Genomic DNA, 22,742 nt, shown 5'->3' on the forward strand with positions numbered 1-22,742 from the left:
CCCAGCGGGGCTGGAACACGCTCTCGCCGCCCTCGGCCCCGGCGTTGTCGAGCCGCATCCGCAGGCGCAGGCGGACGACCGCCGGCTCGGTGGTGGCGGAGGCGCCGACGAACACCACGTCGTTGCCGTCGGCCTGCACCGAGGCGATCGAGGTGTAGGGCACGTCGAGGTCGTCGACGCCGCCGTCCGCCGTGCGCACCGCCAAGTGGTCGACGCCGTCGTGCTGGTAGGCGAACACGACGTGGCCGTCGTCGAGGAAGGCGTAGCGGGACTGCCCGAACACCCACTGGGGGACGCCGATCTCGCCCTCGAGCAGGACCATGGGCTCGACGGCGCCGTCGGGCTCGGGCTCGGGCTCGGCCTCGGGCAGCCGGCGGTAGAGGTTCCACCAGCCGGTGCGGTCCGACACGAACCACAGCGACCCGTCGTCGGCCCAGCGGGGCTGGAACACGCTCTCGCCGCCCTCCGCCCCGGCGACGACCCGGGTCTCCCCGACCGTCGGCCCCTCGTCGGACCAGGTCAGCCCGGCGACGCACAGCTCGGTGGCGTCCCAGGGCATGTCGGGGTGGTTCCACCGGAGCCAGCACAGCTGCGAGCCGTCGGGTGACAGGCGGGGGTCCGCCACGAAGTCGGGCCCCGACACCAGCACCCGGGGCTCCAGCTCACCGGTGGTGTCGACCACCACCAGCTCGTTGACCGCCTCGCTCTCGCCCGGGTGGTACTCCCGGACGACGACCAGCCAGCGCCCGTCGTCCGACACGTCGCCGTCGGCCCAGCGGTCGCCCCGCGGGATCGCCGGCTCGGGCGTGACCGGGACCGGAGCGACGCCGGCCGGACCCGCCGTCGCGTCGAGCGTGTAGAGGCGCTGGTCGGCCCAGTCGGTGAACCACACCCGGCCGTCGCGCACCCACCAGGCGCCGCCGCCGTACTCGTGGACCGCGGTGCGGGCGTTGACACCGTCGGGCAGGGCCTCGGCCGTCTCGCCGGCCCGCCACCGCACCAGCTGGGTGCGGCCGCCCTCCTCCGGCCGCAGCTCCGACCACCACACGGCGTCGCCGTCGAGGGCGACGCCTCCCAGCCCGGCGGCCGCCTTCACCACCAGCTCCGACGTGATCGGCGTCGACCACGACCCGTACGCCGAGACGACCCTCATCTCTCACCGAAATTTCGACAGAAGTGGTGGCTAGAGCGCCATCTCTGTCGAAGTTTCGGGTGGAGTCCGCTCACAGGGTGACCTCGGACAGCAGGTCGGCGATGCGGGTGCAACCCTCGCCCAGGTCGTCGTCACCCAGGGCGAACGACAGACGGGCGTAGCCGGGAGCGTCGAACGCCTCGCCCGGCACGACCGCCACCTTGGCCTCCTCGAGCAGCACGGCGCACAGGTCGAGCGTCGACCCGATGGAACGCCCCCGCAGCGTCTTGCCCAGGTAGGCCGAGAGGTTGGGGAAGGCGTAGAACGCCCCCTCCGGCTCCAGCACGGCGACCCCCGGGATGCCCTCCAGGTGCTTCACCATCGACCGGCCCCGCCGCTCGAACGCCGCCCGCATCTCGGCCACCGCATCCAGAGGCCCCGACACGGCGGCCAGCGCCGCCCGCTGCGACACGTTGGCCACGTTCGACGTGACGTGCGACTGCAGGTTGGCGGCCGCGGCGATCACGTCGGGCGGCCCGATCATCCAGCCGACCCGCCACCCCGTCATGGCGTAGGTCTTGGCGACGCCGTTGAGCACCACGCAGCGGTCCCGCAGCTCGGGCACCAGCGTGGCGATCGACGAGAACCGGTGGTCGCCGTAGGTGAGGTGCTCGTAGATCTCGTCGGTGATCACCCACACGTCCCGCTCGGCGGCCCAGCGCCCGATGGCCTCGACCTCCCCGGGCGGGTAGACGGCACCGGTGGGGTTCGACGGCGACACGAACACCAGCGCCTTCGTGCGCGGTGTCCAGGCCGCCTCGAGCTGGTCGACCGTCACCCGGAAGCCGGACGACTCGTCGGTCGGCAGCACCACCGGCACGCCCCCCGCCAGCCGGATCGGCTCGGGGTAGGTGGTCCAGTAGGGGGCGGGCAGCAGCACCTCGTCGCCCTCGTCGATCAACGTGAGCACGGTGTTGTAGACGGCGTGCTTGCCGCCGTTGGTGACCAGCACCTGCTTCGCGTCGACCTCGTAGCCGGAGTCCCGCAGCGTCTTGGCGGCGATCGCCTCCCGCAGCTCGGGCAACCCGCCCGCGGGCGTGTAGTGGTGGTTGCGGGGGTCGGCGCACGCCTCGACGGCGGCGGCGACGATGTGCGGCGGCGTCGGGAAGTCGGGCTCGCCGGCGCCGAAGCCGATGACCGGCTCACCCTGGGCGCGCAGGGCCTTGGCCTTCGCGTCGACGGCAAGGGTGGCGGACTCGGTGATGGCGGCGACGCGCGTGCTGATCCTGTGCGTGGACAACGGGCTGGCTCCTCATCTGGACCAGCCGCGATAGTGGCACGCGATGAGTGCCCCCACCCCAGCCATAACCATCCCCGCGAGCCTCCTGCCCGCCGACGGCCGCTTCGGCAGCGGTCCCTCCAAGATCCGGCTCGAGGCCGTCGAGGCGCTGGCGAAGACCGGGCCGACATATCTGGGCACGTCGCACCGCCAGGCCGGGGTGCGGTTCACGGTGGCGGCGCTGCGCAACGGGCTGGCCGAGCTGCTGTCCCTGCCCGACGGCTACGAGATCGCGCTCGGCAACGGCGGCACCACCGCCTTCTGGGACGCGGCGTCGTTCGGCCTGATCGACCGGCACAGCCAGCACGTCAGCTTCGGCGAGTTCTCCTCCAAGTTCGCCAAGGTGGTGGCCGCGGCCCCCCACCTGGACGACCCGTCGGTGCTCACCGCGGAGCCGGGCTCGGCGGTCGACCCGGTGGCCGCCGCCGACGTCGACACCTACTGCCTCATCCACAACGAGACGTCCACCGGCGTGATGACCGCGTTCGCCCGCCCCGCCGGCGCCGCCGACGACGCCCTGGTGCTGGTCGACGCCACGTCGGCTGCCGGGGGCCTGCGCTTCGACCCCGCCCAGGCCGACGCCTACTACTTCGCCCCCCAGAAGGGCCTCGCCTCCGACGGCGGGCTGTGGCTGGCGGCCCTGTCGCCCGCCGCCGTCGAGCGCATCGAGCGGCTGAGCGCCGACCGCTGGACGCCGGCGTCCCTCGACCTCGGGATCGCGGTCGACAACAGCCGCAAGGACCAGACCTACAACACCCCCGCGCTAGCCACGATCTTCCTGGCCCAGCAGCAGGTGGAGTGGATCAACGAGAACGGCGGCCTGCCGTGGGCCGCGGCCCGGTGCGACAAGTCGGCCGAGACGATCTACGGCTGGGCCGAGGCCTCCGACTACGCCACGCCCTTCGTGACCGACCTGGCGCTGCGCAGCACGGTGGTCGCCACCATCGACCTCGACGACGCGGTGCCGGCCACCACCGTCAGCGCGGTGCTGCGCGCCAACGGCGTGGTCGACACGGAGAGCTACCGCAAGCTGGGCCGCAACCAGCTGCGGATCGCGTTGTATCCGGCGGTCGACCCGGCCGATGTCGAGGCCCTCACCCGGTGCATCGACCACGTGGCGGAAGCTCTCTCCGCGTAGCACCGACCGCACGTGCAGGAGCGCGATCCGCAAGATTTCGGGCACTAACCTGCCCGGCCCGGCCATACTGCTAGTCCGATGGCGGTACGCATAGTTCCGACCCTGGCGGCGATGGCCGACGTCTACCGGCTGTCGACCGAGGGCGGGCCGGAGTCGCCGCGCTTCCAGCGCTACGTCGAACTGTCCAGCGAGCGGGCGCCGGTGTCGGGCTACAACCCGATGACCTCGAAGGATGCCCTCGGCACGGTGGAGGCCCTGCTCGCCATCGACGCCGAGGACAAGGCCAAGGACACCGCCAACCACTACGCCGAGGAGCTCGGGCTCGACGAGGACATCGACCTCTCGATCACCGTGGCGACCCCCGGCGTGTGGACCGACCGGCTGGCCACCGAGATCGAGCACCGGCTCGGCGGGCGCCGCTGGCGGGAGATCGTGCTCTGGACCGGCGAGGACGCCGGCGAGGAGACGCTGCGGGCGGCGACGACGGCACAGACGGTGCGCGTCGGGTGGGCGCTGCTGCACAAGCCGCCGCGCTCGGTCGCCCACGCCGCCGGGCAGGAGGGGCTGGCGGTCGCGGTCGCCGACGCCGGTGGTTCGTCGCCGGAGCCCCCCGCCGAGGAGGACCCCGGCGACCGCTCGGTTGCTGCCGCGCTCGACGTCTTCGCCGACGACACCGAGCTGTCCAGCCGGGCGGCGCTCCTCTACGGCGACGACGTGGCGCGCCAGTTCGGCTGGATGCCGCTGGGCGTGAAGCCGCTGGCCGGCTACGCCTTCTGCCGGGCCCGGGCCACGGAGGCGCTCAAGTCGAAGTCGGCGAAGGAGCTGCTGCGGGAGGTCTGGACCCCCGTACCCTCCCCCGAGTGAGCTACGACAAGATGTCGCGGGCCGAGTTGGTGGCGTTCCTGCAGGACCCGGTGCGCCCGGCGACGCTGGCCACGACCCGGGCCGACGGTCGCCCCCACGTCGCGCCGATCTGGTACGAGGTCGACGTGTCGCCGGACGACGAGGTCACCCTGGTGTGGAGCACCGGCGCCGACACGGTGAAGGGTCGCAACATCCGCCGCACCGGCCAGGTGTCCCTGTGCGTCCAGGACGACCGGCCACCCTTCTCCTTCGTCACCCTCAGCGGCGTGGCCACGTGGTCCGACCACCTCCCCGACGTCGGTCTGTGGGCCGCCCGCATCGGCGCCCGGTACATGGGCGAGGACCGGGCCGAGGAGTACGGCACCCGCAACGGCGTCCCCGGCGAGCTCGTCGTCCGACTGACCCCCACCCAGGTCGTCGCCTACAAGGACATCGCCGACTGACCGGCTGACTCGTTCCGCCGAACCCGAAATTGCGTGGCTGGCGGCCGCTATGAGACCGCCAGCCACGCAATTTCCGAGGGGTCAGCCGCCCGAGGCGTCCTGGACCCGGGTCTTGCCGGCGGAGATCCAGGGCATCATCGCCCGGAGCTCGGCGCCGACGACCTCGATCTGGTGCTCCTGGCCCTTCTGCTTCAGGTCGTTGTAGACCGGGCGACCGGCCTCCGACTCGGCGATCCACTCGTCGGCGAACTTGCCCGACCGGATCTCGTCGAGGATGGCCTTCATCTCGGCCTTCACCCCGTCGTTGATGATGCGGGGCCCCCGGGTGAGGTCGCCGTACTCGGCGGTGTCCGAGATCGAGTACCGCATGCCGGCGATGCCCTGCTCGTACATCAGGTCGACGATGAGCTTCAGCTCGTGGAGGCACTCGAAGTAGGCCGACTCGGGCTGGTAGCCGGCCTCGACCAGCGTCTCGAACCCGGCCTGCACGAGGGCGGTGAGCCCGCCGCACAGGACGACCTGCTCACCGAAGAGGTCGGTCTCGGTCTCCTCCTCGAACGTGGTGTCGAGCACGCCCGCCCGGGCGCCGCCGATGGCCGCGGCGTAGGCGAGCGCCAGCTCCTTGGCCTTGCCCGACTCGTCCTGCGACACGGCGATGAGGCAGGGGGTGCCGCCGCCGTCCTCGTAGGTGCGCCGCACCAGGTGGCCGGGCCCCTTGGGGGCGACCATGCCCACGTCGACGCCGGCGGGGGGCTTGATCCGGTCGAAGCGGATGTTGAAGCCGTGGGCGAAGAAGAGGGCGTCGCCGTCCTTCAGGTGGGCGGCGATCGACTCGTCGTAGACCCGCTTCTGCTCCGTGTCGGGCAGGAGGATCATGACGAGGTCGGCCTCGGTGGCGGCCTGGTCGATCGACACGACCCGCAGCCCGGCCGCCTCGGCCTTGGCCTTCGACGACGAGCCCTCGCGCAGGCCGACCCGCACGTCGATGCCCGAGTCCTTCAGGTTGAGCGCATGGGCGTGGCCCTGCGAGCCGTACCCGATGATCGCCACCTTGCGGGAGGCGATGAGCGCCGGGTCGGCGTCCTTGTCGTAGTACACGTTGGCCATTTCTCGGGATTCCTTTCGGGGCGATTCGAGGCGAATCAAGCGGACTTGCGGGACGAGACGGGGCGGAGACCGGGGGTGCGCTCCAGCCGGGGCAGGGCGACGCGACCGGTGCGCTGCAGCTCCACGATCCCGAAGGGCCGCAGCAGGTCCTCCAGGTCGTCGAGGCGGTGGGGCTCGCCGTCGAGCGAGATGGTGAGCTCGTCGTGGCCGACGTCGACGATGCGCCCGCCGAACACCCCGACCAGCTCGATCACCTGGCTGCGGGCGGCGGCGTCGGCCCGGACGGTGGCCAGCATCAGCTCGCGCTCGACCGCGTCCCGTGGGTCGAGCTCGGAGATCTTCACCACGTTGACCAGCTTGAACAGCTGCTTGGTGATCTGCTCCAGCGGCGACGACTCGACGTCGACCACGATCGTGATCCGCGAGAAGCGGTCGTCCTCGGTGGGGGCGACGGCCAGCGAGTAGATGTTGAAGCCCCGCCGGGCGAACAGGCTCGACACGCGGGCCAGGACGCCCGCCTTGTTCTCCACCAGCACGACCAGCGTGTGGTGCCGGACGTCGATGCCCGGCAGGTGCGACCCGAAGGCGTTCATGATCATCGTCCTCCCTCGCCCTGGCTGGGGTCCACGATGATCGCATCGTTGGTCTGCCCGGAGGGAACCATCGGGTACACCTTCTCCCGGGAGTCGGTGCGGAAATCGATGACCACCGGGCGGTCGTCGATCTCGTTGGCCTTCTGGATGGCGGCGTCGACCTCGTCGGGCGACTCCACCCGCATCCCGACGCAGCCCATCGCCTCGGCCCACAGCTTGTAGTCGGGCAGGTCGGGCGACAGGTACACCTCGGAGTAGCGCTCCTCGTAGAACATCTCCTGCCACTGGCGGACCATGCCGAGGTAGGCGTTGTTGAGGATCGCCACCTTCACCGGGATGCGCTCGCTCGCCGCCGTGACCAGCTCCTGGGCGGTCATCTGGAAGCAGCCGTCGCCGTCGACCGCCCACACCATCCGGTCGGGCCGACCGACCTTGGCGCCGATCGCGGCCGGCACCGAGAAGCCCATCGTGCCCAGCCCACCCGAGTTGACCCAGGTGTAGGGGTGGTTGAACTTCCAGTACTGCGAGGTCCACATCTGGTGCTGGCCCACGCCCGAGGCGACGATCGTGTCCTCCGGGGTGCCGTCCCGCAGCCGCTCCAGCACGAACTGGGGCTTGAGGGCGTCACCCGGCTCCGACTGCTCGTAGGTCAGGGGGTACTTCTCCTGCCAGCCCGACAGCGTGGAGCGCCAGCCGGAGCGGTCCGGGAACTCGGCGCCCCCGTCGAGCAGGGCCTTCACCGCGATGATCAGCTCCTCGATCACCAGGCGGCAGTCGCCGACGATCGGGACGTCCGGCCGGCGGACCTTGCCCAGCTCGGCCGGGTCGATGTCGACGTGGATGATCTTGGCCTCCGGGGCGAACCCGTCGAGCTTGCCGGTGACCCGGTCGTCGAAGCGCGAGCCCAGGGCGATCAGCAGGTCGGACTGCTGCATGGCGGTGACGGCGGTGAAGTTGCCGTGCATGCCCGGCATGCCCAGGCACAGCGGGTGGTCGTCGGGGAAGGCGCCCCGGGCCATCAGCGTGGTGACGACCGGCAGCTCGCACAGCTCGGCCAGCTCCCGCAGCGCCTCCGCCGCCCGGGCCTTGAGGATCCCGCCGCCGGCGTAGATCACCGGCTTGCGGGCCGCCAGGATCAGCTCGGCGGCCTGGCGGATCATCTTCGGGTGGCCCTGCGTGTTGGGGCGGTAGCCGGGGAGGCTGGCCCGGACCTCCTCGTCGGTCGGCCAGTACCACTCCATCTGCGAGCGGGGGTTCATCGGGTCGACGATGTCCTTGGGCACGTCGACCAGCACCGGCCCCGGCCGCCCGGTGGTGGCGAGGTGGAACGCCTGGCGGACCGCCAGCGGGATGTCCTGGGCGTTGACGACCAGGTCGTTGTGCTTGGTGACCGACCGGGTGATGCCGACCGTGTCGCACTCCTGGAAGGCGTCGGTGCCGATCGCCGGGAACGGCACCTGGCCGGTGATGCACACCAGCGGCACCGAGTCCATGTAGGCGTCGCACAGCGGCGTGACGATGTTGGTGGCGCCCGGGCCGGACGTCACCATGCACACGCCGGGCTTGCCGGTGGCATGCGCGTAGCCCTCGGCCATGTGGCCGGCGCCCTGCTCGTGGCGCACGAGGATGTGGCGGATGGGGCTGTCGATGATCGGGTCGTACACCGGGAGGATCGCCCCGCCGGGGAGGCCGAACATCACATCGACACCCTCCATCTCGAGGGCACGTATCAGTGCTTGGCCACCTGAGATCTGCATCGTTACCTCTCCTGGGAGAGCTCCTGAGGTCGGACGAAAACTGAAACGACCTCCCTTGCGGGGAGGCCGGGGGTGCACACGCGCGGGGAGCCGGGCGTGTGCTAGCTAAGTACTACGAGGTGGCGAGAGAGATGTTCGCTCCGCATCAGCCGAGAGCCTCGCGCACTCCGTCACACACCGGCAAGACGGTTACGCCACTTGTCCGCCATACCCCCGCCCCCAGCTCACCGGGGACCAGGCGACGCCCTACGCCTCGGTGATCGCGCCCCGCTCGGCGCCGGAGGCCAGGCGGGCGTACTTGGCGAGGACGCCCGACGTGTAGCGGGGCTCGGGGAGCTTCCACTCGGCCCTCCGGCGGGCCAGCTCGTCGGCGTCGACCAGCAGGTCGATGACCTTGGTGGCGACGTCGATGGCGATCCGGTCGCCGTCGCGCACGAACGCGATCGGCCCGCCGTCGACCGCCTCCGGGGCGACGTGGCCGATGCAGAACCCGTGGGTGCCACCGGAGAAGCGACCGTCGGTGACCAGGGCGCAGTCGGCCCCCCGCCCGGCGCCCTTCATGGCACCCGTGACCGCCAGCATCTCCCGCATGCCCGGGCCGCCCTTCGGCCCCTCGTAGCGGATGACCACCACCGTGCCGGGCTCGATCGAGCCGGCCAGGATCGCCTCCATGGCGCCGTCCTCGCCGTCGAACACCCGGGCCGGGCCCTCGAAGCGGTCGAACGATATGCCGGCCACCTTCACGACCCCGCCCTTCGGCGCCAGGGAGCCGGTGAGCACGGCGATGCCGCCGATGGCGTGGATCGGGCTGTCGAGGCGGTGGATCACGTCGCCGTCGGGGGCGGGCGGGTCGATCTCGGCCAGGTTCTCGGCCATCGTCCTGCCGGTGACCGTGAGGCAGTCGCCGTTGAGCAGGCCGGCCTCCAGGAGGTGGCGCAGCACGACCGGCACGCCGCCGACCCGGTCGACGTCGGCCATGTGGTACTTGCCGGCCGGCTTGGTGTCGGCGATGTGCGGCACGCGGGCGGCGACCTTGTTGAAGTCGTCGAGCGCCAGCTCCACCCGGGCCTCGGCGGCGATGGCCAGCAGGTGCAGCACGGCGTTGGTGGAGCCGCCCAGCGCCATGGTCACGGCGATGGCGTTCTCGAAGGCCTCGCGGGTGAGGATCTGGCGGGGGCGGATGCCCAGCTTGAGCAGGTCGACCACGGCCTGGCCCGAGGCGTAGGCGAAGTCGTCACGCCGCCGGTCGACCGCCGGGGCCGACGCCGAGCCGGGCAGGCACATGCCCAGCGCCTCGGCGATCGAGGCCATGGTGTTGGCGGTGAACATGCCGGCGCAGGAGCCCTCGGTGGGGCAGGCGTTGCGCTCGATGTGGTCGAGGTCGGCGTCGGACATGGCCCCGGTGGCGTGGGCGCCGACGGCCTCGAACACGCTCACGATGTCGAGCGCCTGGCCGTTGTAGTGGCCCGGCAGGATCGACCCGCCGTACACGAACACCGACGGCACGTTGAGGCGGGCGGCGGCCATGAGCATGCCGGGCAGCGACTTGTCGCAGCCGGCGAAGGTGACCATGGCGTCGAAGCGCTCGGCGTGCATCACGGTCTCGACGGAGTCGGCGATCACCTCGCGGGACACCAGCGACGCCCGCATGCCCTCGTGGCCCATGGAGATGCCGTCGCTCACGGCGATGGTGGTGAACTCGATCGGGAAGCCGCCGGCGGCCCGCACGCCCTCCTTCGACCGCTTGGCCAGGCGGTCGAGCGGCATGTTGCAGGGCGTGACCTCGTTCCACGACGAGCACACGCCGATCTGGGGCTTGTCCCAGTCGTCGTCGGTCATGCCGATGGCCCGGAGCATCGCCCTCGCCGGTGCCCGCGAGGCCCCGTCGGTCACCTCGAAGCTCCGAGGCTTGATGTTCACACGCTGCTCGTTCTCGGTCCCTTCGGCCATCCGGGGAGATTACGCCTGCCCGAAGACCTGTCCGCACGGAATTGGCGACGTCTGCTGTCTACGGCAGGCCGAAGGCGTGGACACCGGTCGACGTCACGACGAAGACCCTTCCGTTCGACACGACCATCTCGCCCACCTGCCCGTCCACCGTGACCGTCGTCAGCGGGTCACAGGTCGCCGCACCGCACCCGGCCGCGTCGTAGACCTCGAGCTGCGAGACGGGGTTCGGACTGTCGTCGCTGACGTAGACGGACAGGTACACCAGATCGCCGGCCACCACGGGACCGCCGACGCTGCCGCCGTTGGAAACAGGGGGCTCGGCTCCGGTCCACGCCGGTGCGCAGTCCGGCGCGCCGCAGTCGGCGAAGGCGATGAGCTGTCCGTGCCGGGGACCGACGACGGCGGCCGTGAACACCGTGCCCTCCCGGACCGCCGGCTTGACCAGGTTGCCCCCCTCCACATCCACCACGCCCGACCAGGCATCCGCGCCGGTGGCGGCGTCGAGGGCGAGAACGCGGTCCGCCTCGCCGGTCCCCCCGGGCTGGACGAGGTAGACGCGGCCGGCGGCGCTCACCGGCACGAGGCGTGTCTGGATGACGCGGATCCACCCCGGGTTGGCGCTGCCCGGCAACGGCCCCGCCGCGACGTAGCTGAAGTCCCCCGGGAAGTACAGCCCGGTGGACTCGTCCATCGTGACGGCCGTACCGCCGAGGTCGTAGGTGACACCCGTGTCCCACTCGTAGGCGAACATGCCGTGGATCGGGTTGAACTGGGCGTCGTAGCCATAGCTGGGGAGCAGCGCGAAGCGCCGGCCGACCGCAGTCTCGGCGCTGGGGCCGAGGCAGGTGGCGGGGTCGTCCCACGCCCGGATGTCGTCGGCGACCCGGCGGGCACCCGTCTCGACGTCCCGGGCCTCGAGCGCAGCTTCGGCGCAATGGCCCGGGAACGCGGGGCTGGCCGTGTACACGAGGCCACCGTGGATGACGGGGCTGCCGTCGAAGGACGGGTGGTCCCACACGACGTCGCCCGTCGCCACATCCAAGCCGTAGGTGTGGGTGTCCGTCGCGATCACCAGACGGGAGTTCGACGCCACGATGTTCCGCGGCGAGGGCACCAGCGGTGACGACCACAGCTCGGTCAGCTGACCGATCGTGTCCGCGGTCAACGTCTCCTCGGTCGGGTTGTACGACGAGCGCCCGGCGTCGTAGCCGTACTGCGCCCACTCGAAGCAGCCGCTCAGCGACAGCGCCAGCGCCGTCACCAGGGCCAACTCCGCGCCTCGCGCGGTGATCCGCCTCATCCCGCCTCCCCTTCACCCGATCGCCTCGAGCGAGATCTTCGCGCCGGAGCGGAAACTCTGCTGCGAGACTCCTCGTCACCAGCGCAGACTCCCTGCCGTGAGCGCCCGTCCCGCCCTGCGCAGCCCCCACGACCGGGAGATCGTCAGGTTGGCGGTGCCGGCGTTCGGGGCGCTGATCGCCGAGCCGCTGTACGTGCTGGCCGACACCGCGGTGGTGGGGCGCCTGGGCACGACGCAGCTGGCGGGCATGGCCGTCGCCGCCAGTGTGCTCCTGACGCTCTACAGCGTGTTCATCTTCCTGGCCTACGGCACGACCGCGGCGGTGAGCCGCCTGCTCGGGGCGGGCGACGAGCGGGAGGCAGCCCACCAGGCGGTGCAGTCGCTGTGGCTGGCGGCGCTCATCGGGGCGGGGTTGATCGTGGTCGGCTACCTGCTGTCGGAGCCAGTGGTGGGGGCGCTCGGGGCCGAGGGGGCGGTGCGGACCAACGCCCTCGTCTACCTGCGCATCTCGTTGCTGGGCCTGCCGGCGATGCTGGTGGTGCTGGCCGGCACCGGCTACCTGCGGGGCCTGCAGGACACCCGCACGCCGCTGTTCCTGGCGATCGGCACCGGGCTGCTGAACCTGGTGCTGGAGCTGGTGCTCGTCTACGGCTTCGACCGGGGCATCGGCGCCTCGGCGCTGACGACGGTCGTCGCCCAGTGGGTGGCAGCGGGGTTCTACGTGGCGCGGGTGGCGGCCTCGGCCCGGCACCTGGGCGCGTCGCTGTCGCCCCACCCGGCCAGCCTGCGGCGGCTGCTGGTGGTGGCCCGTGACCTGCTGGTGCGGACCGCGGCGCTGCGGGCGTCGCTGGTGGTCGCCACCGCCGTCGCCACCCGCATCGGCACCGTCGACGTGGCCGCCCACCAGGTCGCCTTCGAGGTGTGGACGTTCCTGGCCTTCACGCTCGACGCCGTCGCCATCGCCGGCCAGGCGATCGTGGGCCGGACGCTGGGTGCGGGCGACGGCGACGAGGCGCGGGCGGTGGGGCGCCGGATGATCGAGTGGGGCGTGATGCTCGGCGTGGTGCTGGGGGCGTTGCTGCTGCTGCTCCGGCCGCTGCTCCCCCACCTGTTCACCGACGACGACGCCGTGATCGCCCTCGCCCAGTTCGTCCTGGTGTGGGTGGCGGTGGTGCAACCGCTGAACGCCGTCGCCTTCGTGCTCGACGGTGTGCTGATCGGGGCCGGTGACCAGCACTTCCTCGCCTGGGCGATGGCCGGTGCCGCGGCGGTGTTCGTCCCCGCGGCCGTGGCGGTCGCGGTGCTCGGGCTGGGGATCGGCTGGCTGTGGGCCGCCCTCGGCCTGCTGATGGCGGTGCGGGCCGGGTCGCTCCTGTGGCGCTTCTCCGGCGACGCCTGGGTCGTCCTCGGCGCCACCCGCTGACAACCCGAAACTTCGACAGAAACGGTCGCTATGGCGCCATCCCTGTCGAAATTTCGTCAGAAACCGGTGGTGCAGTGGGGGGCGCGGGTGGGGCGGAAAGCGGCGTCGAGGCGGTCGACGGTGCCGGGGGTGCGCTCCTCCACGACGCCCGCCCGCTGGAGCGTCGACCAGGTGACGCCGCCGAGCAGCAACGCCCCCAGCTGCGCCATGCCGAGCACCACGTCGGGCTCGACCGACACCCGGGCGCAGTCGGTGCCGTCGGGGCCGGCGTCGAGGGCGAAGCGGCCGCCGATCTCGGGACGACGGGCGTCGACCACCTCCAGCACTCCGCCGCCCTCCGCCGCGTAGCTCCGGGCGCTCAGGCACCGGGCGACGTCGAGCGGCCGGAGCCACAGGAAGTCGCGCTCCTGCTCCACCTTCACGCTGCGGGGGTCGACGAGCCGCCAGCGCAGCGCCAGGTCGACCGGCGCGTCCCGCCAGCGCAGCTGCCGCACCAGGTCGACGTCCATGAGGTAGCGCAGCAGGATCGCCTCCACCTGCTCGTCGGCCGACGCCAGGTCGGCGATCTGCAGCTCGAAGTACTCGCCGCCGGGGGCGCCGCCCTCCTTGATCCGGTAGACCGCGAACCCGTCGGGGATGCCGTCGGCGTCGTCGTGGACCACCACGTAGCGGGCGCTGGCGCCGCCGCGGTCCTCGCTGGGGTCGAGGGCGAGCATCCGCCACCAGGCGGCGTTGCGGCCCAGCTCACCGGGCGTCCGCCGCCAGTGGCGCTCCCACACGGCGGGCCGCAGGTCGACCGCCTCGGCGTCGGTCACCAGGCGCAGCCGCCCGGGGTCGGCAGCACCGACGTCGACCACCTCGGCCGAGCGGGTGGTGTCGACCACCACGGTCTGGAAGCGGGCGGCGACCCCGTAGCCGTAACGGCCGTAGATGGACCCCTCGCTGGCGGTGAGACCCGCGACCGCCTCGCCCCGCTCCACACCCTGGTCGAGGAGGGCGCCCATGATGGCGTTCAGCACGCCCCGGCGCCGGTGGGTGGGCAGCACGCCGACCTCGGTGACGGCCGTCAGGGGCACCGAGTTGCCCCCGGGGAGGGCGACATCGAAGGTGAAGTTGCCGCCCGTGCCGACGACGGTGGGCCCGTCCTCGACCACGAACGTGCGGTCGACCTCGGCCACCATCGTGAGCTCCCGCCGGTAGCTCTCCGAGGCGACGGGTCCCTGACCGAACACCGTGGCGCTCAGGTCGACGACCGCATCCAGTTCGTCGGGCTCGATGACGCGGGGCTTCCAATCCATGCCGGAGAGCCTGGCAGCCCGCGGGGCGTACCCCACGTGAATTTCGGGTCAGCCGGTGGCCCGCTCCTTCAGGAGCGCGGTGACGGCCTTGCCGTCGGCCTGGCCCTTGGTGGCGCGCATCACCTGGCCGACGAAGAAGCCGGTGAGCTTGCCGCGGGCCTTGTCGTCGCCCTCGACGAAGCGCTGCCACTCGTCGGGGTTGGCGGCGATGACCTCGTCGACCGCAGTGGTGAGGGCGTCGTCGCCCATGGCCTCGAAGCCCTTGGCCTTGGCGATCGCTGCCGGGTCGTCGCCCGTGGCGACCATCTCGGCCAGCACCGACTTGGCCTGGGTGGCGGTCAGCTCGCCGCCGGTCTCCATGGTGACGAGGGCCGCCAGCTTGTCGGGTCGGAGGGTGGCGGCACCGTCGACGGCCAGGTTGTGCTCGACGTGGGTGAGCACTCGGGTGGCGTCGGCGCCCTCGGCGATGGCGGCGACGGCCAGGTCGTCGAGCGACCGCTCGACCGCGATCGCCACGGCGCCGGTGGTGGGCTCGACGGCGGCGGCCTCCGCCAGGCGGGTGCGGCGCTCGGCGGGGAGAGCCGGCATGGCGGCGTCGACGCGGGCGATCCACGCGGCGTCGGGATCCAGGGGCACCAGGTCGGGCTCGGAGAAGTAGCGGTAGTCCTCGGCCTCCTCCTTGGTGCGGAGGGTGGAGGTGCGGCCGGTGCCGTCGTCCCAGTGGCGGGTCTCCTGGCGCACCTTCTCGCCGGCCTCGATCATGTCGATCTGGCGGCGGGCCTCGTACTCGATGGCCCGTCCCAGCGACCGGATCGAGTTGAGGTTCTTGATCTCGCAGCGGGTGCCGAACGGAGCGCCGGGGTGGCGGACCGACACGTTGGCGTCGACCCGCATGGAGCCCTCCTCCATCTTGGCGTCGGAGGCCTCGGTGGCCAGGAGGATGGCGCGGAGCTCAGCGGCGTAGGTCCGGGCCTCCTCGGCGCCGCGCATGTCGGGCTCCGACACGATCTCGAGCAGCGGGACGCCCGAGCGGTTGTAGTCGACCAGGGAGTACTCGGCGTCGTGGATGCGACCGCCCCCGGCGCCGTCGCTGCGCACGTGGGTCGACTTGCCGGTGTCCTCCTCCAGGTGGGCCCGGGTGACGCCCACCCGCTGGCCCGACGGCAGGTCCATCCACCCACCCAGGTTGATGGGCAGGTCGTACTGGCTGATCTGGTAGTCCTTCGGCATGTCCGGATAGAAGTAGTTCTTCCGGGCGAACACCGACCGCTGCACCGTGCAGTGCAGGGCCAGACCGAGGCGGATCGCCAGCTCCACGACCTGCTCGTTGAGCACCGGCAGCGACCCCGGCAGCCCCAGGCACACCGGACAGATGTTGGTGTTCGGCTCGTCCCCGAACCGGTTCGGGCACCCACAGAACAACTTCGTCGCGGTCGCCAGCTCGCAGTGCACCTCGAGACCGATCACGGTCTCCCACTCGGACGTCTCCTCGGGCATCCCCCCAGGCTACGCCCCGCCCCGGGGCCGCCCGAACCGTGAATTCCACGGCTCCGGGACCGGGAAGGAGAGGAACGGCCGCCCCACGTGCAATGTTGGGCGCCGTCATGTTCACCGCCGACCCGGACGCCGACGTCGAGTACTCCCTGACCGAGTGGCGGAGGTGGCGCAAGCGCCGGCGGCTCGCCGACATCGAATGGATCGATGCGCTCTACTACGCCGACCTGTCGGCCATCGGCGGGGCGGCGGCCTTCTACGCCCTCGCCGCCGTCATCGGCGACGGCCGCCTCACCCCCGCCCAGGTAGCCGATGTCACCGCCCACGGTGACGCCTGGCTGGCTCTGGTCGCCGCCCTGGTCCTGGCCGTCGGGCTCCGCTCAGGGTGCCGGGGCGGGCCGCTGGTGATGGAGCAGGCCGACGTCCGCCACGTGCTGCTGGCACCGGTCGACCGGGGTCGGGCGCTGCGCGGCCCCCTGCTGCGCCAGCTGCGGTTCATGGTGTTCGTGGGCGCCGTGGTTGGCCTGGCCGTCGGGCACCTGGCCGCCCGCCGCCTGCCGGGCCACGCCGCCGGGTGGATGGCGAGCGGCACGGTGTACGCCGTCGCCGTGGTGGCGCTGGGGTTCGGCGCGGCGCTGGTGGCGTCGACGAGCCGGATGCCGTCGTGGCTGGGGTCGCTGCTCGGGTTCGGCCTGGTGGGAGCGGCGCTGGCCGACGTCGTGGGTGTCGTCCCGGGGTCGCCGATGGCGGCGTGGGGCCGCATCGGCCTGTGGCCGGTGCAGCCCGTGGCACCGGGGCTGCTGGCGCTGGCGGTGTCGGCGACGCTGCTGGTGGTCGGCCTGCTGCGGGCGGGGCACGTGTCGATCGAGGCGGCCGAGCGCCGCTCGACGCTGGTGGGCCAGCTGCGCTTCGCCGCGACCCTGCAGGACGTCCGTACGGTGGTCGTGCTGCGTCGCCAGCTGGCCTTGGAGCTGCCGCGGCTGCGGCCCTGGGTGCGGCTGCGGGTCCGGGGCGTCGATCGGTTCCCGGTGTGGAGCCGGGGACTGCGGGGTGTCCTGCGCTGGCCGGCGGCCCGGGTCGGTCGCCTGGTGCTGCTGGGCGTCCTGGCCGGCCTGGCGCTGCGGGGCGTGTGGGAGGGGACGACGCCGCTGCTGGTGCTGGCGGGGCTGGCCCTGTTCGTCGCCGGGCTCGACGCCGCCGAAGCCATGTGCCAGGAGGTGGACCACCCGACGCTCAGCGACTCGGTACCGGTGCCGCTGACGTCGCTGCAGGCACGGCACCTGGCGGTGGCCGTCGCCGTCATGGCCGTCGTGGCGCTGGTGGGGGCGGGCGTCGCCGTGGTCGTCGAGCCGTCGGTGACCGGCCTGGCGCTGGCGCTCGTCTGCGCGCCGGCGGCCGCCCTGGGGGGCGTAGCCGCGGCAGGGGTCAGCCTGCTCGCCATCCCCGACCCCGTCGAAGGCCTGCTGATGCCGCCCGAGGTGACCGGCGCCCTGCAGGCGCTCCGGGTCGCCCGGCCGTTCCTGCTGGCGACCGCCGGCACCCTGCCGGTGCTCGCCGGACGGGCCGCGTTCGAGGCCGGACGCCCGCCCGTCGCGGCCGCGGGCGCCGCGGCCGGTGCGGTCGGCGTCCTCTTCGCCCTGTTCGTCGCGTGGGTGTGGCAGCGGGAGAAGCTCGCCGCTGCCACCCGCGCCGTGGTCAACGCCCCGGGAGGCCACCATGACCAAGTCCGCTGAGCCCGTCCTCGTGGCCCGGGACCTGAGCCGCTCCTACGCCGACCTGGTCGCCCTCGCCCCGCTGTCGCTGGAGGTCGGGGCCGGGGAGCGGGTGGCGCTGGTGGGGCACAACGGGTCGGGCAAGTCGACCTTCCTGCGTCTGGCCGCCGGACTGCTCGAGCTCACCGACGGGACGGTCGAGGTGGCCGGGGCCGAGGTCGGGACCGCGGAGGCCCGGGCGGCGACGTCGTTCATCCCCGACAACCCGGTGCTCTACGACGACCTCAGCGTGCGGGAGCACCTCGCCTACATCGCCAGCCTCCACGGGGTCGACGCCGAGGACGGCGACTTCGACGAGCTGCTGGCCGCCGTCGGTCTGGCCCACCGGGCCGACGACCTGCCCGCCCGCTTCAGCCGTGGCCTGCGGCAGAAGGCGTCGATCGCCGTCGGGCTGGTGCGACCGTTCCAGCTGCTGCTGGTCGACGAGCCGTTCGTCGGCCTCGACGCCCCCGGCCGCGCGGCACTTCTGTCACTGCTCGACCAGGCCCACGCCGACGGGGCCGCCGTGGTGTTGGCGACCCACGACCCGTCGTACGTCGAGCGGGTCGACCGGTGCGTGGCGCTGCGGGACGGCGAGGTGATCCACAGCGGCCCGGCGACACCCGACGACGTCCTCCGGCTGGTGGCCGGGTCGGAGGGCTGACCGAAGGTGCGGCTGCCCTCCCGGCGGCCGGCGGAGCCGGCACCGGGAGAGCAACACAGAGCATGACCTGCGGAGCTACGACTCCTTGGTGCTGGCCGGGGTGGGGGGTGCCGGCGGCGGTGGGGTGGAGCCGTTGGGGACGACCTCGTCCTCGGAGTCGGCGCCGAGGTTGCCGGAGCCCAGCAGGTTCCTGGCCATCTTCAGGCCCGTCGCGCCCTGGCTGAGCGCCTGGGCCAGGACCTCGGAGAGCCCCTGGGCGCCGTTGAGGACGATGAGCTGGTCGACCGCGCCGAACGGCTTGGCGGCCGCCTCGACGATCGCCGGCCACTGCTGGGCCAGCTCCTGACCGATGACGGCGTCCTGGTTCTCGGCCATGGCGTCGGCCCGGGCCTTGATGGAGTCGGCCTCCGCCATGCCCTGGGCCCGCGTCGCGTCGGCGTGGGCCAGGCCCTTCGCCTTCGTGGCATCGGCCTGGGCGACACCCACGTTGCGGGTCGCCTCTGCCTCCGCCTCGGCCTTGACCTTCACGTGCTGGGCATCGGCAGCCGCCGCGACCCGCACCTCCTCGGCGTGGGCCTCGGCCGACAGCTTCACCTTGTGGGCGTTGGCCGCGGCGTCGAGCTCGACCTCCTGGCGACGGGCCTCGGCCGCAGCCACACGGGCGTCGCGCTGGGCCTTCGCCAGCGTGACCTCCTGGTAGGCCTTCGCGTCGGCCGGCTTGCGCACCGTGGCCTGGAGCCGCTGCTCCTCGCGCTGGCCCTCCAGCTCGGCGACCGTGGTCTCCTCCACCACCACCTTCTGGCGGGCGGTGGCGTCGGCCAGCGGACCGGACTGCTGCGCCAGAGCCGACGCCTGGTCGATCTCGGCCTGGTAGCCGGCCTGCTTGATCAGGCTGTCGCGGCGGGCGAAGGCCTTCTCGGCCTCGGCTGCCTGCTCGGCGGTGGTGGCGTCGCGGTCGGCGCCGGCCTGGGCGATGCGCGCCTCACGCTGCACGGTGGCCGCGTGGGGCATGGCCAGGTTCTTGATGTAGCCGGTCGGGTCCTCGATCTCCTGGATCTGCAGCGAGTCGACGATCAGCCCGAGCTTCTCCATCTCGACGCCGGACGACGCCCGGGTGAGCTGGGTGAGCTTCTCCCGGTCGCGGATCATCTCCTCGACGGTCATCGAGCCGACGATGGCCCGCAGGTGACCGGCGAACACGTTGTGCACCCGGTGGTCCATCTCGGCCTGCTGGTCGAGGAAGCGCCGGGCCGAGTTGGCGATCGACGAGAAGTCGTCGCCCACCTTGTAGATGACCACGCCTCGTACCCCGAGCGGGATGCCCTGGTGGGTCACGCACTCGATGGCGAGACCGGCCTGGCGCAGGTCGAGCGACAGGCGACGCACCGTCTGCACGCCCGGGATGACCATCGTGCCCTTGCCGGTGATGATCTTGAAGCCCAGGTCGGACTCGGAGTCCGCCCGCTTGCCCTGACGCAGGCCGGAGATGATCAGCGCCTCGTTGGGCTCCGCCACCCTCCACATGAGCTTGAAGAGCACCACGAGGAAAACGATCGCCGCGACGACGATGCCCGCGATGATCCACGGGCCGAACTCGGAATCCATCCGCCTGTCCCTGCCTTTCCCGAAAGTGTCGTCACATGGGCGTGACGACGACTGTACGAGGAGGGAAGTACTCGACGATCACGATGCGGGTCCCCGTCGCGATGGTCTCGTCACCGTCTGCGTAGGCGTGGAAGTGCTCCGTTCCGCCTCGCACCGGCACCATCACTTCTCCGAGCTCCCCTGGGCTGATCCTGCCGGTGACCCGGCCGATCTTCCCGATCATCTGGTGGTCGGCCAACCCACCTCCTCTATCGGCGCACGCTACTGCTCAGCAGGCACGATGTGACATCGCGTCAGAAACTTAGGGGGCCGCCAGCTCCAGCGCCGCAGCGACGCGGAACATGGTGGTCTCACCCAGCGCCGGCGCCAGGATCTGCACCCCGACCGGCAGCCCACCGGCCCCCACGCCGAACGGCACGGAGATCGCCGGGTGGCCCGCCAGGTTCGACGGGATCGTGCACACGTCGTTGAGGTACATGGTGAGCGGGTCGGCGGCCTTGGCCCCCAGGGGGAAGGCGACGCAGGGCGACGTGGGCGAGAGCAGCACGTCGAAGCGCTCGTAGGCGGCCTCGAAGTCGCGCAGGATCAGGGTGCGGACCCGCTGGGCCTTGCCGTAGAAGGCGTCGTAGTACCCGGCCGACAGGGCGTACGTGCCGAGCATGATGCGGCGCTTCACCTCGGCACCGAGGCCGGCGGTGCGGGTGCGGTCGTACATGTCGCCGGTGGTGTCGGCGTCGACCCGCAGGCCGTAGCGCACGCCGTCGTACCGGGCCAGGTTGCTCGACGCCTCGGCCGGGGCGATCAGGTAGTAGGCGGAGAGGCCGTACATGGTCGACGGCACCGACACCTCGTCGACGACCGCGCCCGCCTTCTCCAGCGCCGCGGCGGCCTCCCGCACCCGGTCGGTTACCCCGACCTCGATGCCGTCGGCGTCGGTCAGCTCGGTGACGAGCCCCACCCGTAGGCCTTCGACGCCCCGGTCGAGGTGGTCGGCCAGCGAGGGGAACGGCTCGGGGATCGACGTGGCGTCGCGCGGGTCGTGCCCCGCGATGGCCTCCAGCAGCAGCGCGGCGTCGGCGACGTTGGCGGCGAACGGCCCGATCTGGTCGAGCGACGAGGCGAAGGCGACGAGGCCGTAGCGCGACACGGCGCCGTAGGTCGGCTTCGCCCCGACGACGCCGCACAGGGCCGCCGGCTGGCGGATCGACCCGCCGGTGTCGGATCCCAGGGCCAGCGGGGCGAACCCGGCCGCCACCGCCGCCGCCGAGCCGCCCGACGACCCGCCGGGCACCCGGGCCAGGTAGTGCGGGTTGCGGGTGGGGCCGAACGCCGAGTTCTCGGTGGAGCTGCCCATGGCGAACTCGTCGAGGTTGGTCTTCCCGACGACGATCGCCCCGGCCGCGGTCAGACGCTCCACGACGGTGGCGTCGTACGGCGGCCGCCACCCCTCGAGCACCTTGGACGAGCAGGTGGTGGGGATGCCGCGGGTGCAGAGGTTGTCCTTGAGGGCGACGGGCACGCCGGCCAGCGGTCCGGGGTCCTCCCCCGCCACCACCCGCCGGTCGATCGCGAGCGCGGCCTCACGGGCCTTGTCGGCGGTCACCAGGTTGAAGGCGTGGACGTGCTCGTCGAGCCGCTCGATGCGGGCCAGGTGGGCGTCGAGCACGTCGACCGCGAGCTGCGTCCCGCTGCGGACGGCGGCGGCGATGTGGTGGGCGGTGGCCTCCGGCGTGACCGCCACGCTCCCGGTGTCGTCGCCGGTCGTGTCGCTCATGGCGCCTCCCCCAGCACGGGCGGCACCCGGAACTGGCCGTCCTCGACCGCCGGCGCCGCCGCCAGCACCTCGTCGCGCGGCAGCGAGGGCTGCACCTCGTCGGGCCGGAGCACGTTCTCGAGGGGGTAGGGGTGCGCGGTCGGGGGGACGTCGCTCACGTCCAGCGCCTCGACGTCGCGGGCGTGCTGCAGCACCTTGGCGAGCTGGCCGGTGAACGTGTCGAGCTCGTCGTCGGTGAGCTCGATGCGGGCCAGCCGAGCCACGTGCGCGACGTCGTCGCGGGTGATATCGGCCATCGGCGCCACTGTAGGAGCTGGTTCTGTCTTCGCTGAGCATGAGATAGCCGGCTGAGCGAAGACAGAACGGTTTCGCGGAACGTTTCCGGGTGCGCGAGCGTCTTCTTCACGATGAACGCCGTACCGGTCGGCAGCGCGCCCGAGGTGAGATGGGACGACAGGCTCGTCCACGTCTACCGCGACCGCTATCGCGACCTGGTGCGGCTCGGCTACCTGCTCACCCGGCAGCAGGCCGTCGCCGAGGAGATCGTGCAGGACGCCTTCATCGCGTCCCGCGGCAAGGTCGACGGGGTGCGCGACCCCTACCTCTACGTGCGCGCCGCCGTCGTCAACCGCTGCTACTCGTGGGGTCGGCGGGCGAAGCTCGAACGCGAGCGCCAGCCTCGCCCGCCCGACCCCGCCGAGCTGGTGGCCGACGAGATGTGGGATGCCATCGCCACCCTCGGCGACCGCCAGCGGGCGGCGATCGTCCTGCGCTTCTACGAGGACCTGCCCGACAAGGAGATCGCCGAACTGCTCGGCTGCCGCGTGCCGACCGTGAGGACCGCGATCCACCGGGCCCTCCGCGCCCTGCGGGAGGTGGTGGTCCGATGACCGAGCTCGAGGCCCGCATCCGCTCCACGCTGAGCGCCCGCGCCGACGACATCCACCCGTCCCCGCCCGCCTGGGAGGACCTGGTCGAGCGCTCCGGCGCCGTCGTCGTCCCGCTGCGCCCGGGCGACGGAACCCTTCTCCCGGCCCACCTGTCCCCGTCCCGTCAGGGCCGCGTCCCCCGCACCTGGCTCCGCCCGTTCCTCGCCGCCGCAGCCGCCCT

At 72.3% G+C, this 22,742-nt stretch carries 21 protein-coding genes; 8 read left to right on the forward strand and 13 right to left on the reverse strand.

What is annotated here, in order from left to right; genetic code table 11:
• The coding region (locus VK611_02465) for a hypothetical protein (protein ID HMG40155.1) at window positions 1-1,153 on the reverse strand (1,153 nt) is incomplete at its 3' end.
• Between the two features lie 70 nt (window positions 1,154-1,223).
• Window positions 1,224-2,432, reverse strand: coding sequence for a pyridoxal phosphate-dependent aminotransferase (locus VK611_02470; GenBank protein HMG40156.1), 1,209 nt, complete (start codon window positions 2,430-2,432; stop codon window positions 1,224-1,226).
• Between the two features lie 43 nt (window positions 2,433-2,475).
• Between VK611_02470 and serC the strand changes: the two genes are divergently transcribed.
• The 3 genes from serC to VK611_02485 all read left to right on the forward strand — a co-directional run bounded on the left by serC (window position 2,476) and on the right by VK611_02485 (window position 4,916).
• Window positions 2,476-3,609: a phosphoserine transaminase gene (serC, locus tag VK611_02475; GenBank protein ID HMG40157.1), complete on the forward strand. Its 1,134-nt coding sequence runs from the start codon at window positions 2,476-2,478 to the stop codon at window positions 3,607-3,609.
• A gap of 78 nt (window positions 3,610-3,687) precedes the next feature.
• Window positions 3,688-4,473: a hypothetical protein gene (locus tag VK611_02480; protein ID HMG40158.1), complete on the forward strand. Its 786-nt coding sequence runs from the start codon at window positions 3,688-3,690 to the stop codon at window positions 4,471-4,473.
• Window positions 4,470-4,916 (forward strand): PPOX class F420-dependent oxidoreductase, encoded by a 447-nt coding sequence (locus tag VK611_02485; GenBank protein ID HMG40159.1) that lies wholly within the window; start codon window positions 4,470-4,472, stop codon window positions 4,914-4,916. The genes VK611_02480 and VK611_02485 overlap by 4 nt, the downstream gene beginning before the upstream one ends.
• 81 nt (window positions 4,917-4,997) lie before the next feature.
• Here VK611_02485 and ilvC read toward each other — a convergent pair whose 3' ends face one another.
• From ilvC to VK611_02510, 5 genes are all read right to left on the reverse strand, one after another.
• Complete coding sequence (gene ilvC / locus VK611_02490; protein ID HMG40160.1) at window positions 4,998-6,023, reverse strand: ketol-acid reductoisomerase; 1,026 nt, start codon at window positions 6,021-6,023, stop codon at window positions 4,998-5,000.
• 35 nt (window positions 6,024-6,058) lie between these two features.
• Window positions 6,059-6,616 carry an acetolactate synthase small subunit gene (ilvN, locus tag VK611_02495; protein ID HMG40161.1) on the reverse strand — a complete coding sequence of 186 codons (558 nt, stop codon included), beginning with the start codon at window positions 6,614-6,616 and terminating at the stop codon, window positions 6,059-6,061.
• 2 nt (window positions 6,617-6,618) lie between these two features.
• Window positions 6,619-8,373, reverse strand: coding sequence for an acetolactate synthase large subunit (locus tag VK611_02500; protein HMG40162.1), 1,755 nt, complete (start codon window positions 8,371-8,373; stop codon window positions 6,619-6,621).
• A gap of 246 nt (window positions 8,374-8,619) precedes the next feature.
• Complete coding sequence (gene ilvD, locus VK611_02505) at window positions 8,620-10,323, reverse strand: dihydroxy-acid dehydratase (GenBank protein ID HMG40163.1); 1,704 nt, start codon at window positions 10,321-10,323, stop codon at window positions 8,620-8,622.
• A gap of 58 nt (window positions 10,324-10,381) precedes the next feature.
• The gene (locus VK611_02510; protein HMG40164.1) at window positions 10,382-11,623 is read right to left on the reverse strand and encodes a PQQ-binding-like beta-propeller repeat protein; all 1,242 of its coding nucleotides are present in this window, start codon (window positions 11,621-11,623) and stop codon (window positions 10,382-10,384) included.
• Between the two features lie 97 nt (window positions 11,624-11,720).
• Here VK611_02510 and VK611_02515 point away from each other — a divergent pair, with 97 nt between their 5' ends.
• Window positions 11,721-13,046 carry an MATE family efflux transporter gene (locus VK611_02515; protein HMG40165.1) on the forward strand — a complete coding sequence of 442 codons (1,326 nt, stop codon included), beginning with the start codon at window positions 11,721-11,723 and terminating at the stop codon, window positions 13,044-13,046.
• 56 nt (window positions 13,047-13,102) lie between these two features.
• Here VK611_02515 and VK611_02520 read toward each other — a convergent pair whose 3' ends face one another.
• On the reverse strand, window positions 13,103-14,344 hold the full coding sequence (locus tag VK611_02520; GenBank protein HMG40166.1) for a GNAT family N-acetyltransferase: 1,242 nt from the start codon (window positions 14,342-14,344) through the stop codon (window positions 13,103-13,105).
• Between the two features lie 48 nt (window positions 14,345-14,392).
• Window positions 14,393-15,841: an Asp-tRNA(Asn)/Glu-tRNA(Gln) amidotransferase subunit GatB gene (gatB, locus tag VK611_02525; protein HMG40167.1), complete on the reverse strand. Its 1,449-nt coding sequence runs from the start codon at window positions 15,839-15,841 to the stop codon at window positions 14,393-14,395.
• Between the two features lie 107 nt (window positions 15,842-15,948).
• Between gatB and VK611_02530 the strand changes: the two genes are divergently transcribed.
• Window positions 15,949-17,571: a hypothetical protein gene (locus VK611_02530; protein HMG40168.1), complete on the forward strand. Its 1,623-nt coding sequence runs from the start codon at window positions 15,949-15,951 to the stop codon at window positions 17,569-17,571.
• A complete protein-coding gene (locus VK611_02535) occupies window positions 17,555-18,253 on the forward strand; it encodes an ABC transporter ATP-binding protein (GenBank protein HMG40169.1) in 699 nt (232 codons plus the stop codon). The genes VK611_02530 and VK611_02535 overlap by 17 nt, the downstream gene beginning before the upstream one ends.
• A 75-nt stretch (window positions 18,254-18,328) precedes the next feature.
• Here VK611_02535 and VK611_02540 read toward each other — a convergent pair whose 3' ends face one another.
• The 4 genes from VK611_02540 to gatC all read right to left on the reverse strand — a co-directional run bounded on the left by VK611_02540 (window position 18,329) and on the right by gatC (window position 21,928).
• On the reverse strand, window positions 18,329-19,858 hold the full coding sequence (locus VK611_02540; protein ID HMG40170.1) for an SPFH domain-containing protein: 1,530 nt from the start codon (window positions 19,856-19,858) through the stop codon (window positions 18,329-18,331).
• A 31-nt stretch (window positions 19,859-19,889) separates the two neighbouring features.
• The gene (locus VK611_02545) at window positions 19,890-20,096 is read right to left on the reverse strand and encodes a hypothetical protein (protein ID HMG40171.1); all 207 of its coding nucleotides are present in this window, start codon (window positions 20,094-20,096) and stop codon (window positions 19,890-19,892) included.
• A gap of 63 nt (window positions 20,097-20,159) precedes the next feature.
• Window positions 20,160-21,632, reverse strand: coding sequence for an Asp-tRNA(Asn)/Glu-tRNA(Gln) amidotransferase subunit GatA (gene gatA, locus VK611_02550; protein ID HMG40172.1), 1,473 nt, complete (start codon window positions 21,630-21,632; stop codon window positions 20,160-20,162).
• Window positions 21,629-21,928 carry an Asp-tRNA(Asn)/Glu-tRNA(Gln) amidotransferase subunit GatC gene (gatC, locus tag VK611_02555; protein HMG40173.1) on the reverse strand — a complete coding sequence of 100 codons (300 nt, stop codon included), beginning with the start codon at window positions 21,926-21,928 and terminating at the stop codon, window positions 21,629-21,631. The genes gatA and gatC overlap by 4 nt, the downstream gene beginning before the upstream one ends.
• A 111-nt stretch (window positions 21,929-22,039) precedes the next feature.
• Here gatC and VK611_02560 point away from each other — a divergent pair, with 111 nt between their 5' ends.
• Both VK611_02560 and VK611_02565 read left to right on the forward strand, forming a co-directional pair.
• On the forward strand, window positions 22,040-22,522 hold the full coding sequence (locus VK611_02560) for a sigma-70 family RNA polymerase sigma factor (protein HMG40174.1): 483 nt from the start codon (window positions 22,040-22,042) through the stop codon (window positions 22,520-22,522).
• Window positions 22,519-22,742 (forward strand): hypothetical protein (locus VK611_02565; GenBank protein ID HMG40175.1); only part of this gene is annotated, 224 nt, incomplete at its 3' end. The genes VK611_02560 and VK611_02565, both read left to right, overlap by 4 nt.

Source organism: Acidimicrobiales bacterium, from assembly GCA_035316325.1.
Classification (GTDB): Bacteria; Actinomycetota; Acidimicrobiia; order Acidimicrobiales; family VFJN01; genus DASXTK01.

What these genes read in the sequence shown, in the direction of transcription:
- serC (HMG40157.1), top strand. Translation starts at nt 2,476, where the DNA reads ATGAGTGCCCCCACCCCAGCCATAACCATCCCCGCGAGCCTCCTGCCC.
- VK611_02480 (HMG40158.1), top strand. Translation starts at nt 3,688, where the DNA reads ATGGCGGTACGCATAGTTCCGACCCTGGCGGCGATGGCCGACGTCTAC.
- ilvC (HMG40160.1), bottom strand. Translation starts at nt 6,023, where the DNA reads ATGGCCAACGTGTACTACGACAAGGACGCCGACCCGGCGCTCATCGCC.
- ilvN (HMG40161.1), bottom strand. Translation starts at nt 6,616, where the DNA reads ATGAACGCCTTCGGGTCGCACCTGCCGGGCATCGACGTCCGGCACCAC.
- VK611_02500 (HMG40162.1), bottom strand. Translation starts at nt 8,373, where the DNA reads ATGCAGATCTCAGGTGGCCAAGCACTGATACGTGCCCTCGAGATGGAG.
- ilvD (HMG40163.1), bottom strand. Translation starts at nt 10,323, where the DNA reads ATGGCCGAAGGGACCGAGAACGAGCAGCGTGTGAACATCAAGCCTCGG.
- VK611_02510 (HMG40164.1), bottom strand. Translation starts at nt 11,623, where the DNA reads ATGAGGCGGATCACCGCGCGAGGCGCGGAGTTGGCCCTGGTGACGGCG.
- VK611_02520 (HMG40166.1), bottom strand. Translation starts at nt 14,344, where the DNA reads ATGGATTGGAAGCCCCGCGTCATCGAGCCCGACGAACTGGATGCGGTC.
- gatB (HMG40167.1), bottom strand. Translation starts at nt 15,841, where the DNA reads ATGCCCGAGGAGACGTCCGAGTGGGAGACCGTGATCGGTCTCGAGGTG.
- VK611_02530 (HMG40168.1), top strand. Translation starts at nt 15,949, where the DNA reads ATGTTCACCGCCGACCCGGACGCCGACGTCGAGTACTCCCTGACCGAG.
- VK611_02535 (HMG40169.1), top strand. Translation starts at nt 17,555, where the DNA reads ATGACCAAGTCCGCTGAGCCCGTCCTCGTGGCCCGGGACCTGAGCCGC.
- VK611_02540 (HMG40170.1), bottom strand. Translation starts at nt 19,858, where the DNA reads ATGGATTCCGAGTTCGGCCCGTGGATCATCGCGGGCATCGTCGTCGCG.
- gatA (HMG40172.1), bottom strand. Translation starts at nt 21,632, where the DNA reads ATGAGCGACACGACCGGCGACGACACCGGGAGCGTGGCGGTCACGCCG.
- gatC (HMG40173.1), bottom strand. Translation starts at nt 21,928, where the DNA reads ATGGCCGATATCACCCGCGACGACGTCGCGCACGTGGCTCGGCTGGCC.
- VK611_02560 (HMG40174.1), top strand. Translation starts at nt 22,040, where the DNA reads ATGAACGCCGTACCGGTCGGCAGCGCGCCCGAGGTGAGATGGGACGAC.